The organism is Commensalibacter sp. M0133, assembly GCF_016101485.1.
GTDB lineage: Bacteria > Pseudomonadota > Alphaproteobacteria > Acetobacterales > Acetobacteraceae > Commensalibacter > Commensalibacter melissae.
On sequence record NZ_JACFQI010000001.1, the window covers coordinates 933,969 to 952,814 of the forward strand.

Below are 18,846 nucleotides of genomic sequence, written 5' to 3' on the forward strand. Positions count from 1 at the left end.
TTCATTTTACCATGATTTCACTTGATACATTACGATCCTATATCAATATTCCCGATTATTTCCCCAATCATGAAATAAGGGGAATTGCACTGGACAGCCGGAAAGTGCAAAAAGATTTTCTTTTTGCCGCTTTGCCTGGAAATCAGCTTGATGGACAAGCATTCATTCAACAGGCCATTGAAAATGGAGCCAATACGATTCTCTTGACCAATGGGTCAAACATGGATTTGCCGAGCCAGTGCGTTCCCATTTACTGTGATAATCCCCGTCAAGTGATAGCAAAAATAACTTCCTTATTTTATCCGAAGTTACCCCATCATAAAATAGCGGTTACAGGTACAAATGGTAAAACAAGCACCGTCAATTTTGCCAGACAGTTATGGGAACTGGAAAATCTGAAATCCGCTTCAATTGGCACTTTGGGCGTTCTCAATAATGCTGGCTATCATTATACAGGACCGGTATTAACCACACCTGACACTATTATTTTACATGAAATTATGCAAAATCTTTCCAAAAAACATGTAACACATGTTGCCATGGAAGCATCTTCACATGGATTGGCTCAATATCGGCTTGACAATATTGAATTAGAAGCGGCAGCTTTTACAAATCTAACCCGGGATCATCTGGATTACCATCACAGTTTTGAAGCATATTTTCAGGCAAAACAAAGATTATTTACAGATATATTACCATCAAATGCCATTGCCGCATTGAACAGTGATATGAATGCATCCGTTCTTGAAACATTATTAAATATAATAAAAAAAAGAAAACAACAATTGAGACTAGTTGGCATCAAAGGAAATTTTTTGCGTCTAAATCATGTTAAACCCTTACCCCATGGTCAGGAAATAACCTATAAAACAGCTTCAGGAAACCGTGTTACAACAACCCTTTCTTTACTTGGCCGTTACCAGATAGATAATATTCTACTTTCTATGGCACTTATCGCAAAAGATTCTGAACATCTTGAATCCCTTGTTCCTCTACTTCCCAAACTAAAAGGCGTGAAAGGACGCATGGAACAGGCTGCCATCTTACCAAATGGGGCAACTGTTTATGTTGACTATGCCCATACACCTGATGCATTGACCCATCTTTTACAATCTTTGCGTCCACATGTTCATCATGAGTTATATATTATATTTGGGGCAGGTGGAAACCGTGACAAAGGCAAACGCCCTCTGATGGCTCTTGAGGCGGGGAAATATGCAGACCATGTCATTATTACGGATGATAATCCCCGGCATGAAAATCCCGCACTGATCCGTAATGAAATTAAAAAAGGTTTTCCACGGGCCGTTGAAATCGCTGGCAGAGAAGAGGCCATTGCACAAACAGTAAAAAAACTTCAACCTGGCGATATTTTAGTTATTGCTGGTAAGGGGCATGAACAAGGCCAGATTATCGGGAATACTATCCATCGTTTTGATGATGTAAAAATAGTACAGAAATATATGAGATATTTATGACATTCCTTTGGAACGAAACTGATCTTATCCAGGCCACTGGAGGTGCCTTATCCATTCATCAGGCCATACATGGAACGGGTGTCTCCATTGATACCAGAACCTTACGACCCGGGGATATCTTTATTGCCATTCAAGGTGAAAATAGCGATGGTCACGACTATATTCAACAGGCTCTTGCCAATGGAGCATCTTGTGTCATTGTCACGCATATTCCTTCCCAATTTAACAGTCAATTACCCTTTTTAATTGTCTCGGATACGTTACATGCCCTTACAAAAATGGGGATTTATGCCAGACAGCGTTTTCATGGAAAAACCATAGCGATCACTGGAAGTGTCGGTAAAACCACAACAAAGGAAATGCTTAAAAACGCTTTGCAGCCTTTTGGAAAAATTCATGCTGCCGAAGGTTCATATAATAACCATCTGGGCGTTCCCCTCACTTTGGCAAGGCTTCCCTCTGATGCCGACTATTGTATCAGTGAAATTGGCATGAACCACAGTGGCGAAATAGCGCCCCTTGCTGCCATGGTGAAACCTGACATAGCAATTATTACTACGGTATCATCCTCCCATCTTGGATTGATGAAAACCCTGGATGCAATTGCCGAGGAAAAAAGCCAGATTATCACCGCTCTGTCAAAAAACGGCATCCTTATTCTGCCTGAAACAGTTTATGATTTCACTTTATTTGAAAAACGAGCAATACAATATCATGTTTATCTTTACAGAACAGGTTTATCAGAAAAGGCTGATTTTCAAATCCGATCCATAAATCTTGATGCAGATTATTCAATCTTCAAATTTAAAACAGTTAATGAAACCTTTTCCGTCTCTCTTGCGTCTCCCGGACAACATCTCATTCATGATGCCTCCCTTGTACTCGGTGCAGTATTCTCCTTGAAACTCGATTTGCAACAGGCAATTACCGCCCTGCATCAATTTACAGCTGGGTCAGGACGAGGAGAAATCTTACCTTTGATAGATAAAACAGGAATTCTTCTAGATGAAAGCTATAATGCATCAACCCTTTCAATTCAGGCCGCATTAAAAACCCTGACATTATTGAGTCCCAAACGACGTATCGCAGTTTTAGGGGATATATTCGAACTGGGTGAATATAGCGAAAAGGAGCATCTCTCCTTGATTCCCAGTATTATACAGAATTCTGATCTTGTTTTTACTTGCGGCTCCTCAATGAAAATTGTATTTGATCAACTTCCCCGACCTATACAAGGGAAATGGTGTAAAAATGCAGAACAGCTAATCCCTTTCATTCATCAGCAATTGCAAGATCGAGACACTGTTCTGGTGAAAGGAAGTCATGGAATGCATATGGAAAAAATTGTTAGGGCGTTAACTCAAAAAATGAATCAAAGGAAAAATTAATGCTATATGATCTGATTATGCATCATAGGCTGGCCTATGCCTTTTTACTTAATCTTTTTCGTTATATAACATTTCGTGCTGTTGCCGCCTGTTTCACGGCTTTTTTCCTTAGCATTTGGTTGGGTCCCTATATAATAGCCAAACTTCACCAGATTCAGCGTGAAGGTCAGCCCATTCGTGCCCTTGGCCCGGAACGGCATTTGAAAGAAAAAGCAGGAACTCCTACTATGGGAGGAATTTTAATTTTATCCACTTTATTAATTTCAACGCTTTTATGGGCTGACCTGACCAACGGATTTATCTGGATCGTACTATTTGTCACCTTTGGATTTGGCCTGATAGGTTTTTTTGATGATTATAAAAAACTGGCAAAACATAACAGTGATGGATTAAGTAAACGCACACGTTTGGGCGGGGAATTTTTAATCTCACTGGTTGCAACTTATTTTTTACAACAACTGACCCCTTCAGGAATGGCCAATGATCTAGCGCTTCCTTTTCTTAAAAATGTCCTTATTCCATTGGGCTATTTTTTCCCTCTTTTTGGGATGATTGTCATAAGTGGTTTTGGTAATGCGGTTAATTTCACGGATGGACTTGACGGGCTTGCCATTGTTCCAGTTGTTATCTCCTTTTTTGTTTTTGCACTGATTGCCTATATTGTCGGAAATAGTGTTTTTGCCGATTATCTACAATTGCATTTTATTCCTAAAACTGGGGAGTTGGCCATATTCTGTGCTGCTGTCATAGGGGCAGGACTAGGATTTTTATGGTTTAACGCCCCTCCGGCTTCTGTTTTTATGGGGGACACAGGCTCTCTTTCATTGGGTGGCGCCATTGGATCTGTTGCCGTTGCCGTAAAACATGAGCTGGTCTTGTGTATCGTCGGCGGTTTATTTGTAATTGAAACGCTATCCGTCATTATTCAAGTCGCATGGTATAAAAAAACTAAAACAAGAATCTTTCTCATGGCACCTTTACATCACCATTTTGAAAAAAAAGGATGGGCCGAATCAAAAATTGTTATTCGTTTCTGGATTATTTCCATTATTTTAGGCATTATTGGTTTAGCAACATTGAAACTGCGTTAAAATGGATTTCCCAAAAGATTTATTCAAAAATAATCATTACGCCATTTTAGGGTTAGGTAAAAATGGCATTGCCGCTTCCCAACGTCTCTTGCAAATGGGAGCAACAATACAGGTCTGGGATGATCAACCCAAAGCTCGTCAGCAAATCCCTGAAAAGTTAAAGCCCCATCTTGCACCTTTTAAAAACCTGGAAAATTTCAATGCCTTAATTTTATCTCCTGGTATTCCGCATTTTTTACCAAAACCCCACCCTGTTGCAGAACTTGCCCGGATGAATGCAATTCCAATTCTTTCAGATGCAGAGATTTTATATCAAGCTATCAAAAAATCGGGGTCCCGAGCACGTTTCGTGGCTATAACTGGAACAAATGGTAAATCAACGACCACAGTTTTACTAAACCATATTCTAACAGAAGCTAAAATACCATCTGTAGCAGGAGGTAATCTGGGACCGGCATCCCTATCCCTTCCATATTTGGAGGACGATGGTGTTTACATTCTTGAAATGTCCTCCTATATGCTTGAGCGCTTATCCAGTTTCAAAGCAGATATCGCATGCTTGTTAAATATTACGCCAGATCATATTGAACGGCATGGAGACATGAAAGGATATGTTCAAGCCAAATATCATATTTTTGATCATCAAAATCAACAGGATATGGCAGTTATTGGAATTGAGGATGATTACTGTAAATCTATTGCAAAACGGCTTGTCCAAAATGATATTCCCGTTAAAAAAATATCTGGGAAAAAAGTTATCAATGCCGATTTTTGGATTGATCAGCATCTTCTGCAAGACAAGAAAGGCATTATTGCTGATTTAAATCAAGCAAGGCTTCTTCCAGGGCAACACAATGCACAGAATGCTGCGGCTGCAACGGCAATGGCCCTCGCTTTGGGCGTTGCACGGCAACAGATAGCGGAAAGTCTTAATTCTTTTAATGGACTTGCCCATCGACAGCGACCTGTCGCAACCATTGATTCAGTGACTTTTATCAATGATAGTAAAGCCACCAATGCAGATGCGACCTCGAAGGCACTTACCTGCTATAATAAAATCGTATGGATTGCTGGTGGATTGGCCAAGGCTAAAGGAATAGACGATCTTGCACCCTATTTTTCTAAAATAAAATTCGCTTTATTAATTGGTAAAGATGCACCACTGCTAGCAAAAACCCTGGATAGATATCACGTCCATTACCAGATTGTTCACACACTTGATCAAGCAGTCCCTCTCGCTTTTTCATTTGCCAAACAACATCATATTCATACTGTAATGCTCTCTCCTGCCTGTGCCAGCTTTGACCAGTTTGATAGCTTTGAGGAAAGAGGGAATGTGTTTATTCAACTTGTCAATCAACTAGAAACATCATTCCGTCAAACCCTGAACGATTAGGAAATTTATCATGTCCAATGTTTCCCGTCTCGATAATTCATTACTGGCACGATGGTGGCGAAATATCGATCATTGGATGTTGGGAAGTGTCGGTTTGTTGATCGGGTTTGGCTATATTTTAATGCTGGCCGCCAGCCCTGCCGTTGCACAGAGAATTGGAGCATCACGAGACATGTTTATCTTTAAACAGATCATGTTCCTGAGCATTGCAGCCCTGATTATCATGGTTACCTCAATGCTGTCTGTGGAGGGGATAAAAAGACTTGGAATTATTGGAAGTTTTATCGCCATACTGGCAACCGCCTATACCCTTGTTCATGGTATGGAAATCAAGGGGGCCCGTAGATGGATTGCCTTACCAATGATGTCTGTCCAGCCTTCTGAATTTTTAAAACCCTGCTTTGCGGTTTTAACGGCTTGGTTTTTAACTCGATGGAACAAGCGATTTTATATTCCTAATCTTCTCATAACTTTTATTTTTTATGGTATTATCCTTTTCCTTTTAAAATCTCAACCCGATATCGGCATGCTTGTCGTAATTACCGCTGTTTTGCTAACCCAGCTTTTCGTAAATGGTCTCAACCTGTTTTGGGTATTTTCTGCTTTTGGGGCCATGATTGCCGCTTTTATCGGTGCCTATACCGTTTTTCCACATGTACGTTCTCGTGTTGAACGCTTTCTTCATCCCAATGTTGGTGATCATTATCAGATTGACACCGCTATGCGTGCGTTTGGAAATGGTGGAATGATGGGACGTGGACCGGGTGAAGGACGCGTGAAAGATCTCTTGCCCGATGCACATGCTGATTTTGTGTTTGCTGTTGCGGGTGAAGAATACGGAATGATTGTTTGCATGATTATTATTTTAATATTCTGTTTCATTGTTGTACGTTCTTTGTTAAAAATGATCAAGGAAGACAATCCTTTCATCATTTTGGCAACAACAGGCATCATTACCGGTTTTGGATTACAAGCTTTTATCAACATGGCCTCTACCCTTCACCTTATTCCAACAAAAGGCATGACCTTACCTTTCATCTCATACGGTGGTTCATCCGCCATGTCTGTTGCATTGGCCATTGGTATGGTGCTTGCTTTGACAAGACACAGGATAGAGCCCCCCAAATTTTCAAAAAATGGTTTCCAGCCATTCAGTAAGAGAAATTTAGTTCAATGAACAAACCTGCTATAGCCATTGCCGCAGGGGGAACAGGTGGTCATTTCTTCCCAGCCAAATCCCTTGCCCTACAGCTCACCAGACGAGATTATCCTGTGTTTTTTATGACGGATAAAAGGATTGAAGATCGAGAATTGGCTTCATGGCATGACATTCGTCAATTCGTTATTGATAGTGCTGGCATCAACAAAAAAACAATAATGAAAAAAATAGGTAATACCTTTTCCTTGATGAAGGGGATTATCGAGGCAAGAAAGATCCTGGTTCAGAATCACGTTTCTGCAATTGTCGGATTTGGTGGATATCCTTCCATTCCGCCTCTTTTTGCCACACGATTATTGTCCAAAAAAAATAGACCCATCATCATTCTTCATGAAGGTAACGCAATTATTGGCAAGGCCAATGCCTTTCTTGCACCTTTCGCCACCAAAATAGCGACATCTTTTCCTGTCACGAAAGGGCTTTCCAATTCTGATAAAATAGTAGTAACCGGTCTTCCCGTGCGACCTGATATCACCTCCCTTTATCCATCCGTTTATGAACCTCCTAAAGAAACAATTCATCTATTAATCTGGGGAGGATCTTTAGGAGCAAGAATTTTTGGTGAAATTGTTCCTTGCGCTTTGGGAAATCTTTCTCTATCCTTACGTAAAAAACTGCGCATCACGCAACAGGTACGTCAAGAAGATATTGAAACAATAACCCGATATTATCAGAAAAACGAAATAAAAGCAGAGCTATCACCTTTTTTAACGAACATTGGAGATCTTTTGCAAAAAGCCCACCTGGTAATTGGCCGATCAGGAGGATCATCCACGGCAGAACTTGCCCTGACTAACCGTCCGGCTATTTTAGTTCCCTATCCCCATGCCGCCAACAAAGAACAGTATTATAATGCCCAAATTCTTGAGAAAGAAGGAGCGGCATGGTTGATTAATCAACCTGATTTTACTGTTGCAAACCTAACGCAATTAATTAATGATTTGTTCAGCCATCCAGAAAAATTGCAAAAAGCTGCCTTATCCCATAAAACTGCCTATCCCAATGCGGCAAAAAATCTGGCTGATTTAATAGAGCGATCTGTTGCAGATCTATCATCCTAACTTCATTTAACAAGAGCATTTTCATGAGATCCCTTCCTCTTTCAATTGGTATCATTCATTTTGTCGGTATTGGTGGTATTGGCATGTCCGGTATTGCTGAAACTCTACATTATCTAGGCTATCATATTCAGGGTTCTGATATTGCGGAAAACGCTAATGTGGAAAGACTGCGTAAATTAGGCATTCCGATCAAAATTGGTCATAGGGCGGAAAACCTTGGAAAAGCTCAAGTTGTCGTTGTCTCTTCTGCCATTAATAAAGACAATCCAGAGGTTATAGAAGCCAGGGCTCATTTTATACCTGTTGTACAAAGAGCGGAAATGCTTGCGGAACTTATGCGGTTACGCTGGTCAATTGCTGTGGGCGGAACTCATGGAAAAACAACAACTACAAGCCTTATCGCAACATTGCTCGAATATGCCAAACTTGATCCAACAGTTATCAATGGCGGAATAATTGAAGCATACGGTACCAATACAAGAATGGGATCTGGAGACTGGATGGTTGTTGAGGCAGATGAAAGTGATGGCTCCTTTCTTCGCCTCCCCGTTGTTATAGCAGTTGTTACCAACATGGATCCAGAACATATGGATCATTGGGGAACAGTCGAGGCCATGGAAGATGCCTATCAGCAATTTGTTTCCCATATCCCCTTTTACGGTTTTGCTGTCTTATGTATTGATCATCCCAGCGTCCAAAAAATGTTACCCCGACTTTCAGACCGTCGTCTCATTACTTATGGTTTTTCCCCACAAGCTGATGTGCGGGCGGAAAAGGTTATTATGGATAAGTTAGGAACAACATTTAACGTTGTCTTTACAGATCGGCAAAAACAGATCAATCGACATCTGGGTCCATTCCGTATTCCAATGCTCGGGCAGCATAATGTACAAAATGCCCTTGCCGCTATTGCCGTAGCCTTGGAAATGGATATCAGTGAAGACAACATTCGTTCTGCCTTTGCCGGTTTCAAGGGAGTGCAACGTCGTTTTACTCGTGTCGGGGAAGTCAACAAAATTACCATTATTGACGATTACGGACATCATCCCGTCGAAATTGCAGCGGTTTTGAAAGCTGCCAGACAGGCAACCACTCATAATGTCATTGCAGTCATTCAACCACACCGTTATTCAAGATTACAAAATTTATTTCCCGAATTCTGCTCCTGCATGAATGATGCCAGCACTGTCATTGTTTCTGATGTCTATCCAGCAGGAGAAACTCCTATTCCAGGTATCAATAAAGAAGCGCTTGTTGAAGGGTTGCGAGCGCATGGACATCAATCTGTCGTTGCATTGCCCCAACACGATCAATTGGCAGAAATGATTAATGCAATTGCCGAACCTGGAGATTTCGTTATCTGTTTGGGAGCAGGTTCCATTACAAATTGGGCCCATGCTTTGCCCGAACAATTAAAAGCCTTACAAAAAAAATGAAATAAAGGATAAAATTAATGTCTACGGGGCTTTTCACCAAAGAAGCAATTTCCGATTTATTACCCGAACTGAGGGGACGCGTAACCTACAATGCCCCGTTGAAAAACAGAAGCTGGTTTCGTGTAGGAGGTAATGCCGAAATCCTTATCAACCCCGCAGACACGGAAGATCTTGCCTATATTCTTAAAACAATGCCCTTGGAGTGGCCTTATTTTACCATAGGGGCCACCTCCAATCTTCTTATTCGTGACGGTGGGCTTCAAGGAATAAGTTTTCAATTGCGCAAGGGATTTCATGAAATTATTCCCGACCGTGAAGGACTTGTTGCAGGTGCAGCTTGTTTGGATATGACAATCGCGGAATATGCCGCCCAGCTTGGTTTAACAGGTATGGAATTCTTGAGTGGTATTCCCGGTAGTATTGGAGGGGCAGTCAAAATGAATGCAGGAGCCCATGGTTCCGATATTGCAACAATTATGGACTGGGCAGAAATACTTACTCGAAACGGAGATTTATTCCGTCTTTCCTCATCTGACCTAAAATTAAGCTATCGTCATTCTGTTTTACCACCCGATGGTATTGTCACTCGTGTAAGATTGCGGGGTAAACCCGGCAACAAAGATACCATACACAAAACAATGGACGAAATAAAAGCTCAACGCGAAAATTCACAGCCAATTCATTCAAGAACAGGTGGTTCCACTTTTCGCAACCCCTTACCGAATATTTCCTCTTACAAGGCCTGGGAACTTATCGATATGGTTAAAGGCAGAGGGCTTACCATGGGAGGGGCAAAAGTCAGTGAAAAACATTGTAATTTCTTAATCAATACAGGGGAAGCGACAGCTGGCGATCTTGAAAATTTAGGCGAGGAATTAAGAAAACGGGTTTTCAACGATTTTGGTATTGAACTTGAATGGGAAATAAAACGTATCGGAATACCTTATGCTCAAAGGGAAAATAAGTATGTCAGCTAAACGAGTAACCGTTCTGCGGGGAGGATTATCATCTGAACGAGAAGTCAGTCTGGCCAGTGGTGAGAATATAATCGAGGCATTGAATACGGCAGGCTATGAAGTAACGGATTTAATCGCCAACGATAATTTAAATGAAATTGTCAATTCACTGACCAAAAACCGTCCCGATGTTGTTTTTAATGCTCTGCATGGAAACTTTGGCGAAGATGGAGCCATTCAGGGTGTTTTGGAATGGTTGAATATACCCTACACCCATGGAAATATATGTTCCTCAGCAATCGCGATGAATAAAAAGATTACCCGTATTTTACTTCTTGAAGCCGGTCTTCCGGTGGCTAAAGGTAAATCTGTTCCTATCACGCTGTTGGATTCAGGGGATCCCTTACCTGTTCCATATGTGGTAAAACCCATTCAAGAAGGATCATCTGTAGGTGTTCATATCATCCAATCAAACGATGCCAGTATCCGACAGAAACAACGTGAAAAAATCGTAAAGGAATGGATCTTTGGTCAAGAAGCCCTGATTGAACAATTTATTCCAGGAAAAGAACTAACAGTCTGCGTGCTTGATGACAAAGCCCTTACCGTAACCGATATATCATCTGGAACACATATTTTTTACGATTATAACGCAAAATATCAAGCTGGACAATCAACCCATACTGTCCCCGCGGTTATACATCCGCAAGCTTTTCAGACAGCGTTAGACTATGCGCAAAAAGCTCATAAGATTCTAGGATGTGATTCTGTTTCCCGTACTGATTTTCGTTACGATAATCACAATGAAACACAAGACCAACCTGGTGATTTGTATATTCTGGAAGTAAATACACAACCCGGCATGACCAAAACTTCTCTGCTGCCAGAACAAGCCGCTTTTTGTGGGATAACCTATCCCGAACTATGTTCACATCTTGTGGAAAAAGCAAAATGTCGTACTTGAAAAGGCGACCGAATCATCAGGATGATCGTCCCTCAAAACAAAAAATAGCCTATCGCCGTTTGAAACGGATGCTTCGACCCTTTTTCTTTCTTCTTATCATCCTTGGGCTTTTTATCGGGGGTGGATGGGCCATTTATAAGTTCGCATCGGAACAGGAATTTTCACTTTTCAGAACAAAAACAGCCAAACTTGTTCCGATGAAACTGGCTCATATCATTATTGATGGCTGTAAACTGACCACTGAATATGAAATAAAACAGGCCCTTGGTATCAACATTGGTGATCCGATCCTTAATTTTTCCATCAAAGATGCGCAAAAACGCCTAAATGGCCTAACTTTTGTCAATTATGCCGTTATCAAACGTCAATTACCGGATACTTTAATTGTCCACATTATTGAACGCAGTCCCTTTGCCGTTTGGCAAAACCAAGGAAAATTCAAACTTATTGATAAAAAAGGAAACATTGTCAACGATCAGGGAATGAATGGAAAAGATGGACAGGCTTTTTTAAAACTTCCCTTGGTTGTCGGTATTGGTGCAAATACAGCAGCTTCCGATTTGATCGACATTTTATCCGTTTATCCAGATATCAAAAATCGTATGGTGGCAGCCGTAAGAATCGGGAATAGACGCTGGAACCTGAATTTGAAGAATGGTACAATCATTTTACTTCCTGAAAATCAGGAAATTGCTGCCATTCAACGACTGATTCAATATGAAAAACAGTTCCAGTTACTGGATCGTCCCCTGAAACATATTGATTTGCGTCTTCCCGACCGCTTAATCATACTAAAAGATAAAGAACCGACACCATCCAATCCTGAAAATGATAATCCGGAACCCTCTAATGACAATGACGAAAAAACACCTTGATCAAATCTTTTCTGGTATAATGTAATTCTTGAGGAAATGGTTAAGTGCATGAAACAACTGAATTATAAAACAAGTCAAGGAAATTCCCCCAATCATGCAAAGCAAACCATAGCTATTGCCCGATCCAGGCAATTAGTAAAAAGTAATATATTTCCCCCTGATGACTTACCCGCGCAAAAACAATTTTTACCCGGTGTTTTCGGTGTATTGGATATTGGCAGTACAAAAATCACCTGTCTAATTGGACAGGGTAAATCCAACGGAAAACTTAAAGTTCTTGGATATGGATGGAGACGCTCTCATGGCGTAAAACAAGGTGGTATCATTAATCTTAAAAGTGCTGAACGTGCAATCCGTTCAGCCGTTGGACAGGCAGAAGAGGCAGCCGAGCGTCGGTTAAATAAAATTTATGTAAATCTTTCTGGCGGTAAACCTGACAGCCAGCTTTACAATATCGAATGGCCAATTGGCGGAAGAGAAATCACCAATCATGACATATACCGACTGGTTAACGAAGGAATTTTGAGAGCCCAAGTTGAAGGTCGTGAAATTATTCATGCCTTGCCTCTAAGTTTTAATGTTGATGAGACCGCTGGGGTTGAAGATCCCAGAGGACATCAATGTGAAATACTGAGTACAACATTACATATCATCAGCACTTCCGCCACATCCCTTAAAAATCTGGCAACTGTCTTAATGCGTTCTGAATTGGAAATTGAAAGCATCATATCCACCCCTCTAGCTGCTGGACTGGCAGTAATGGCACCAGACGAAAGGGATTTAGGCGCCACTATTGTGGACATGGGTGGCGGAACAACCTCTATTGGCATTTTCGGCGACAATCAACTTCTCTACACTTCACAAATTCCGATTGGTGGATCACATATTACCAGGGATATAGCAGGTATTCTTTCAACCTCAATTGATACAGCAGAATGGCTTAAAACTAAATATGGCAGTGCTGAATATTCCTATAACGACGAATATCAGCAATTGCCCATTCAAATGATCGGTGACGATGATTACGAAATCATGACAAAAGTTCCGCTATCAAGAGTTATTTCTATTATCAGGCCACGGATAGAAGAAACACTTGAATTGATTCGAGACCGCCTGGATAATTCAAATATTGGCAAAGCAGCAAATGGCAGGGTTGTATTAACGGGAGGAGGTTCATTACTTGAAGGACTCGGTCCCTTAGCAGCCCGTATCCTGAACCGTCAAATCCGCTTGGGAAAACCCAACAATATTATAGGATTACCCAATGATAGTACAACCTCGGCTGCCTTTTCTACTGCTGCCGGTTTACTCTGCTGGGCGGCTGGCGAGGGAAGAACCCTTGCGGATCTCGATTTCTCGAATAAAAAAAACAATGGTTTCCTTAAAAAAATAATTGAGTTTATAAGGATACACATATAAATATTTTCTTTGTATAATAGTAACTTTCCATTGTAACCTTACACATAGTTTACGAAATATCGGTTCGAGGACATTCATGACACTCAATTTAACGATTCCACAGCCCGCTTATGAAGATTTCACCCCTCGTATTACTGTTATTGGTGTTGGTGGAGGGGGAACCAACGCTGTGGATAACATGATTTTATTGCATTTGAAAGGCGTAGAATTTGTTGTTGCCAATACCGATGCGCAACAATTGATGAACAGTCATGCTGATAATCGTATTCAATTAGGTCCCCATCTAACCCAAGGGCTGGGAGCTGGTGCGAAACCGGATATTGGTCGCGCAGCTGCAGAGGAAGCCGCTGATGAAATAGCCCGGCATCTTGACAATATTCACATGGTTTTTATCACTGCTGGGATGGGTGGTGGAACAGGAACCGGTGCCGCACCAGTCATTGCAAGAATGGCACGTGAACGTGGAATTCTGACCGTCGGAGTTGTCACTAAACCCTTTACCTTTGAAGGAATTCGCAGGGCTCGATTGGCGGAAGCTGGCATTGCCGAACTTCAACAATTTGTTGATACGCTGATCGTAATCCCAAACCAAAACCTCTTCCGTACAGCAACTGAAAATACAACATGGAAAGATGCTTTCAAAATGGCGGATGAAGTGTTGTATATGGGGGTTAAAGGGGTGACAGATCTTATGATGTCGCCTGGACTTGTCAATCTTGATTTTGCCGATATCAGAACAGTCATGGCTGAAATGGGTAAGGCTATGATGGGAACAGGAGAGGTGGAAGGTGAAAATCGGGCTATCCGTGCAGCAGAGGAAGCCATTTCCAATCCATTGCTTGAAGATACGTCTATGGCTGGGGCAAAAGGATTGTTGATTAACATTACGGGCGGTGATGATCTGACTCTGTTTGAAGTCGATCAGGCAGCCAACCGTATTCGTGAAGAAGTTGCCGAAGATGCCAATATTATTTTTGGGTCCGCCATTGATGAGAACCTGACAGGAAAAATTCGTGTATCAGTGGTAGCAACCGGCATAGACAGCCCAGTGCAATATGAAAAGCAATCTCAAACTGTACAACAAGAGCAGCAGATATCTTCAAACGATACCGCACAATCAAAAGATTCAGATAACGCACAAACAGATACACCTTCTGAAAATAATCAGACACAGTTTGATACAGAAAAAAAATCGGATGAATCTTCTCTAAATGTATCATCTGAGGCCAAAGCATCATTTGATCAATCGAAAGAAAAGAATCAAACAAATTTTTCTGATGATCCAACCCCTCCCTCCCCTGATTCTGTCCCAGAACGTGTGTCAAAAACATCACCACGTTCAGGTTTATTTTCAGATTCACGTCATCAGGAACCCGAAACTAACACTGCTCCCTCACGCAGTCTTTTTGGTATTGTTACCGGTGCCTTACGAGGAAGAAGCAATAATGGTTCACCTTCCTATCATCAAAAAAAGAATGAACCCTCTGTCTCCAATAGTGAGAATTCCAACAAAAATGACCAGAAAAGTCAATCTTCAGCTGAAGAAGCAAGTTTGGATATACCAGCTTTTCTTCGTAGAAAATCAAGATAATATTATTTATTAGAGGCTTCAAAAGTTTTGAAGCCTCTAATAAAATATTAAATGCGTAACACTATGCAATAATCTTTGACTAGTATTCCCTTACTAAAAATTATAATGAAATTCATGTGAGTTATTAAATCTTGGTAATTATTTAGAGGAGAAAACTATGAATTATCCGCAGGTTCTACCCGCTTCAAAAAAGGTAAACATCGCATATAATTCATTGCTATCCTCCAAATTTACAAATGATATAAACTTATCCTTGCAATATACCCTTGCCTCTCCTGTTAATTTCTCAGGAATGGGATTGCACACAGGCAAGTTGGTTCATGTAAAATTGATTCCAGCCCCAGTAGGAACAGGAATTGTATTTTTTAGAACAGATCTTGATGACACACCAATTCCAGCCCATTATAATAACGTTATTGATACAAGTCTTAGCACGGTTATTGCTTCTCCGAATAACCCAAATATCAGAATAGGAACGGTTGAACATATTATGTCTGCGCTGGCAGGCTATCAAATTAACAATCTTTTTATCGAATGCAATGGGCCTGAAATACCCGTTTTGGATGGATCTGCCGCCAAATTCACCACGCTTCTACATAAGGCTGGCCGACAATCTCTTTATGCAGACAAACCCGCCATACAAATTATGAAACCTGTTCGGGTAGAGTATAACGACGCTTTTGCTGAATTTCATCCATCATCCAAAAATCAACTATCATTGTCATTAACGATTGATTTTCCAAATTCTCTAATTGGGAAACAAACCTTTGACATGGACCTAACCCCCCAGAATTTTCAAAGAGAAATAGCCTTCTGCAGAACATTCACCTTTAAAAAAGAAATAGATACACTTCATAAAATGGGTTTGGCAAAAGGGGGTAGCCTACAAAATGCCATTGTTGTTGATGACAAAAAAATTCTAAATCCGGAAGGATTATATTGTCCAAATGAGTTTGTCAAACATAAAATGCTTGATGCCATAGGCGATTTATCTTTAGCAGGCCACCGACTGTATGGAAAATTTATTGGATTTAAATCAGGACATAAACTAAACAATATGTTACTTCACGCCTTGATGAAACAAACAGATACATGGCGCTTTCAATTTTCCCATCAATTATCAGGCAGGATTTACCATGATTCCCAGGTCATTTCTCTAGACAGATATCCTCTCAGACAAGAAACATAAAAACCTCACCTGCAAAACAAAATTTAATTTTACTAAATTAAAATCTTCCTCTTTCTTTCTTCCATGTTATAAAAGAAACATTATTTTTATTTTGTGCCATTTTATAGAATAGAAAGTCGTTAAAACTGTGGATACAGTGAATCAAAAACGTTATTTTTATCCAATACGACATTTTTTCCCATTATTACTTGCGACGAGTCTCGTTGCATGTGGTGGCGGTCATAAAGATCAAAAAAAGTTGAATGATAATTCAGCAGCAACATATCAGGAAAATACACCTGAACAACTGTACAACAACGGTATAGATGGCATCAAGATTAGGAAATACAAATTAGCCACTAAACAATTCGAGCTATTACAGGAGAATTTCCCTTATTCAGGCTATACCCCTAATGCCCAACTAATGGAAGGATATGCTTATTATCTGCAAAATAAGTATCCAGAAGCGGTAAAACAATTGGAAACCTATTTACAGCTTCATCCAAATAGCCCAGATGCACCCTATGCCTTTTATCTTCGCGCCTTATGTTATTACGAACGCATTTCAGATGTCACAAGAGATCAGCAAGGCACAATGGAAGCGCTTAGTGCCTTGAATGATGTAGTAAGCCGTTTCCCCGGAACCTCCTATGCCCGTGATGCACAGCTCAAGATTGACTTATGCCGTGACCATCTCGCCGGTAAAGAAATGCTCATCGGACGCTTTTATGAACAGCAAAAAAACTATGAGGCCGCTGTTACCCGTTATCAACGGGTTATTTTAGACTATCAAACGACCAACCATGTAGCAGAAGCATTACATCGTCTCGTTGAAGTCTCCTTAAAATTGGGACTTACAGATCAAGCCCGTAAGACAGCATCTGTATTGGGATATAACTATCCCAACAGTCACTGGTATCGCTATACATATAATGATTTAAGAAAATATCACCTTGTTTCAGAACAAACAGCCAAACCAACCAGTAAAAAACCTGGATTCTTCAAACGAATGTGGTATTCGCTCACTTCTATTTTTTAATAAAACATCCCTGTTTTATATACTGAAGCCCCAATGTTAATACAACTCTCTATACGTAATGTTGTTTTAATTGAAAAGCTGGATTTAACCTTCGATCAGGGACTTACGGTTTTTACTGGAGAAACAGGGGCAGGCAAATCTATTTTACTAGATAGCCTTGCCTTAACATTAGGTGAAAGAGCAAGCTCTTCCTTGATCAGGACTGGATCAAATCAGGCTTCGGTCACAGCTTGTTTTGAAATCGAGAAAACACATCCTGTCTATCAGCAACTACAATTACAAGGTTATGAAATTCCGGAAATAACCGATCAACCATTGGTCATTCGTCGTACTATTTCACAGGATGGACGTTCACGCGCCTATGTTAATGATCAGCTTATCAGTCTTAATTTTTTACGAGAAATTGGTCAACTACTTATCGAAATACAGGGACAGCACTCGCAGATTGGTCTAATGGATATGCGAAATCATCTTTCTCTTCTCGATAATTTTGGCACTCCACTAAACTTATTGAATGAAACTCGCAAAACCTATTATCAATGGACTGAAACAACAGCAAAACTTGCCGCTCTTAAAAAAAATCTTGAAAAAACATTACATGAAGAAAAATGGTTACGAGAATCAGTTGAGGAATTAAAAAATCTTTCTCCACAAGCTGAAGAGGAACAAGAGCTTGTTCATAAAAGACGATCATTACAACAAAATGAAAGACATCTGGAATTACTGGTTTCTGCTCTTAATCAGCTTGCTCCCCAGGACCGTAAAAATAACCAGCCTTCCCAAGTCTTGCTAAATGCAAGCAAAACTCTTCAACGTCTCTTATCCAATTCTGAAAACACTTCATTTTCCGAATCTAATAAATCCATTCAAGCAGTATTGGAAGCGATCACTCAAGCAGAAGAATCTTTAGCGGAAGCAGAAACAACACTTTCACAACTTGTAAACACGATTGAAATTGATCCTCAACAAATTGATGAAATAGAGGAACGATTATTCTCCCTACGCGGCGCAAGCCGAAAATATGGCGTGACTATTGATGAATTGTCCCATCTGCTTCAAGAATTTGAAATAAAACTCAATCAACTAGATATTGGAACAACACAAATCAAGACCCTCGAAATAGAAGTTAATCAACACCGCCAAAAATTTGAGAAAGCCGCCGAAGCACTATCACAACATAGACAGAAAATTGCCAAAAAGTTGGAACAAGCTGTTACTGCCGAATTAAAACCCTTAAAACTGGAACGCGCAAAATTCCTCGTATCTTTAAAGCCACTTAACAGAGACGCATGGAATCAAAACGGTAAGGAACAAATCGAGTTTTTGATTGCAGCCAATCCCGGTGTCCCTCCTGCCCCTTTGAACAAGGCCGCTTCCGGCGGGGAACTATCCAGACTTTTATTGGCTTTAAAAGTTGTTTTAAGCCAAAAGTCTACCTTATCAGCGCTGATTTTTGATGAAATTGATTCCGGTGTTGGCGGGGCGACCGCTTCGGCAATCGGTGAAAAATTACATCATGTCGCTCAAACTATGCAGGTATTTGCAGTCACACACAGCCCTCAGGTTGCTGCCAGTGGAGATACGCAATTTCAAATTAGCAAATTAATTAAAAATGGCGTAACCTATACCACAACAAAATATCTAAATTCAAACGAGCGTAAAGAGGAAATCGCCCGTATGCTTGCTGGGAACCAGATTACTGACGCTGCCCGTTCCGCCGCAGATAGCTTACTAAATAAATAATAATAAAAAATTAAGTACTCAA

15 protein-coding genes are annotated in these 18,846 nt (G+C 40.6%); all 15 read left to right on the top strand.

Annotated elements, in window-relative coordinates; genetic code table 11:
- Positions 1-11 precede the first annotated feature (11 nt).
- The 15 genes from H3T46_RS04235 to recN all read left to right on the top strand — a co-directional run bounded on the left by H3T46_RS04235 (position 12) and on the right by recN (position 18,824).
- Positions 12-1,478, top strand: a complete 1,467-nt coding sequence (locus tag H3T46_RS04235) for a UDP-N-acetylmuramoyl-L-alanyl-D-glutamate--2,6-diaminopimelate ligase (protein ID WP_198197477.1) — start codon at positions 12-14, stop codon at positions 1,476-1,478.
- On the top strand, positions 1,475-2,866 hold the full coding sequence (murF, locus tag H3T46_RS04240) for a UDP-N-acetylmuramoyl-tripeptide--D-alanyl-D-alanine ligase (RefSeq protein WP_198197479.1): 1,392 nt from the start codon (positions 1,475-1,477) through the stop codon (positions 2,864-2,866). Before H3T46_RS04235 ends, murF begins: the two co-directional genes overlap by 4 nt.
- Positions 2,866-3,957, top strand: a complete 1,092-nt coding sequence (gene mraY / locus H3T46_RS04245) for a phospho-N-acetylmuramoyl-pentapeptide-transferase (protein ID WP_198197481.1) — start codon at positions 2,866-2,868, stop codon at positions 3,955-3,957. The genes murF and mraY overlap by 1 nt, the downstream gene beginning before the upstream one ends.
- 1 nt (position 3,958) lies before the next feature.
- Complete coding sequence (gene murD, locus H3T46_RS04250) at positions 3,959-5,353, top strand: UDP-N-acetylmuramoyl-L-alanine--D-glutamate ligase (protein ID WP_198197483.1); 1,395 nt, start codon at positions 3,959-3,961, stop codon at positions 5,351-5,353.
- Between the two features lie 10 nt (positions 5,354-5,363).
- On the top strand, positions 5,364-6,530 hold the full coding sequence (locus tag H3T46_RS04255; protein WP_198197485.1) for an FtsW/RodA/SpoVE family cell cycle protein: 1,167 nt from the start codon (positions 5,364-5,366) through the stop codon (positions 6,528-6,530).
- A complete protein-coding gene (murG, locus tag H3T46_RS04260; RefSeq protein ID WP_198197487.1) occupies positions 6,527-7,633 on the top strand; it encodes an undecaprenyldiphospho-muramoylpentapeptide beta-N-acetylglucosaminyltransferase in 1,107 nt (368 codons plus the stop codon). The genes H3T46_RS04255 and murG overlap by 4 nt, the downstream gene beginning before the upstream one ends.
- 23 nt (positions 7,634-7,656) lie before the next feature.
- A complete protein-coding gene (gene murC, locus H3T46_RS04265; protein ID WP_155567229.1) occupies positions 7,657-9,069 on the top strand; it encodes a UDP-N-acetylmuramate--L-alanine ligase in 1,413 nt (470 codons plus the stop codon).
- Positions 9,070-9,086: 17 nt separating this feature from the next.
- Positions 9,087-10,046 carry a UDP-N-acetylmuramate dehydrogenase gene (murB, locus tag H3T46_RS04270; protein WP_198197489.1) on the top strand — a complete coding sequence of 320 codons (960 nt, stop codon included), beginning with the start codon at positions 9,087-9,089 and terminating at the stop codon, positions 10,044-10,046.
- Complete coding sequence (locus H3T46_RS04275; protein ID WP_198197491.1) at positions 10,036-10,989, top strand: D-alanine--D-alanine ligase; 954 nt, start codon at positions 10,036-10,038, stop codon at positions 10,987-10,989. The genes murB and H3T46_RS04275 overlap by 11 nt, the downstream gene beginning before the upstream one ends.
- Complete coding sequence (locus H3T46_RS04280) at positions 10,977-11,864, top strand: cell division protein FtsQ/DivIB (RefSeq protein WP_196424961.1); 888 nt, start codon at positions 10,977-10,979, stop codon at positions 11,862-11,864. The genes H3T46_RS04275 and H3T46_RS04280 overlap by 13 nt, the downstream gene beginning before the upstream one ends.
- Before the next feature lie 48 nt (positions 11,865-11,912).
- Positions 11,913-13,283, top strand: coding sequence for a cell division protein FtsA (gene ftsA, locus H3T46_RS04285; protein WP_196424164.1), 1,371 nt, complete (start codon positions 11,913-11,915; stop codon positions 13,281-13,283).
- Positions 13,284-13,359: 76 nt separating this feature from the next.
- Positions 13,360-14,874: a cell division protein FtsZ gene (ftsZ, locus tag H3T46_RS04290; protein WP_155567233.1), complete on the top strand. Its 1,515-nt coding sequence runs from the start codon at positions 13,360-13,362 to the stop codon at positions 14,872-14,874.
- Positions 14,875-15,031: 157 nt separating this feature from the next.
- Positions 15,032-16,063, top strand: a complete 1,032-nt coding sequence (gene lpxC, locus H3T46_RS04295) for a UDP-3-O-acyl-N-acetylglucosamine deacetylase (protein ID WP_198197493.1) — start codon at positions 15,032-15,034, stop codon at positions 16,061-16,063.
- Between the two features lie 127 nt (positions 16,064-16,190).
- Positions 16,191-17,081, top strand: a complete 891-nt coding sequence (locus H3T46_RS04300; protein ID WP_110438476.1) for an outer membrane protein assembly factor BamD — start codon at positions 16,191-16,193, stop codon at positions 17,079-17,081.
- Between the two features lie 33 nt (positions 17,082-17,114).
- On the top strand, positions 17,115-18,824 hold the full coding sequence (gene recN / locus H3T46_RS04305) for a DNA repair protein RecN (RefSeq protein WP_198197495.1): 1,710 nt from the start codon (positions 17,115-17,117) through the stop codon (positions 18,822-18,824).
- Positions 18,825-18,846 lie beyond the last annotated feature (22 nt).